At 56.4% G+C, this 1,077-nt stretch carries 1 protein-coding gene; it reads right to left on the bottom strand.

From position 1 onward, the window contains the following. The coding region (locus QSK31_RS48480) for a hypothetical protein (RefSeq protein ID WP_285691991.1) at positions 1–1,010 on the bottom strand (1,010 nt) is incomplete at its 3' end. Positions 1,011–1,077: the final 67 nt, after the last annotated feature.

The raw sequence follows: 1,077 nt of genomic DNA, 5'->3' as shown, positions 1-1,077 counted from the left end.
TACGCTACCTGCTGTTGCTCCTCCTGCGAATACGCTACCTGCTGTTGCTCCTCCTGCGAATACGGCCGCTTTGACGGCGCTACCTCACCCTCGCTGGCCGGCCACCGTTCCCATGTCTGAGAGTCGAGATAATACAGAACACCAGAACCATTCTCACGCACGTGCAACTGCTTGCCCTTGTCCCACCTCCACGCCTGAGGCCTACCTCTAATATCGTAGGTCGTCACGTCACTGCCCGGCCCAACCGTCCCGGGCGCGGTAGCCAACCTCTCCCGCTTTCTATCATCGTATGCGAAGCCAGCGACTCGCCTTCTCCTTTTTTGCTCCTCCGTCAGTCCCTTTTCCCGGGAATTCTCATAAGCGGTTCGTCGCCGCTCCTTTTTCTTGTCTTTCTCCTCCTGCGTAGGGTACTTTCTTTTCCTTTCCTTCTCCCTTTCCTCATCCTGTCGCCTCTGCTGCTCCTCCCTTCTCCATCGCGGGAGGTCGGGATGGAGTGCATTCATCTCCTCGAGTCTGTCGTATTCCTTTCTGATTGCATCGGCGTTCCGGCCCGACAGCAACACGCCGTGGTAGGCCAGCTCGTACACCTCCTCCGGAGAGACTGAATAATGGCGGAGGTGCTGCAATCTTTGCCCAATCTTGACGACGCCGTGTTCAGGGAGGTAGACAGTATGGCCTTTCGGCATTCGTCTGCCTTTTAGCTCCTCGAAACCGGCGCGGAAGTAAGGGGCGTAGTGCTTATTAACGAAAGCGACGGGTTCGCTTGCCTGGACGCCCATGATTTCCAGTAGTTCAGCCTCGGACTCAAGCACCTCAGGGGGTGCTGGTGGAACGTAGTTGTTTTGGTAGCGTTCGAGAGCCGCCTGGCTTCTCTGCTCTCGTGCCCGTTTTCCTGTGTAGTCGAAATCTGGATGTTTTTTGTTATTTGCGTCGTTCGTCGCGATGAGATAGTCAAGAGTGTCTTTGTCCGGGTGGCCCGCAGGTAGTTCCATCCGGAACAGGGCGAACACGTCCAACTCCGCCTTGCTGAATTTTTGCATCCCTTTCGCGCGCTTCCACCGGTCAGAGACTCCGATG

Origin of the sequence: Actinoplanes sp. NBRC 103695 (genome assembly GCF_030269485.1) — a bacterium.
Classification (GTDB): Bacteria; Actinomycetota; Actinomycetes; order Mycobacteriales; family Micromonosporaceae; genus Actinoplanes.
This window is presented reverse-complemented; position numbering and strand designations above follow the sequence as displayed.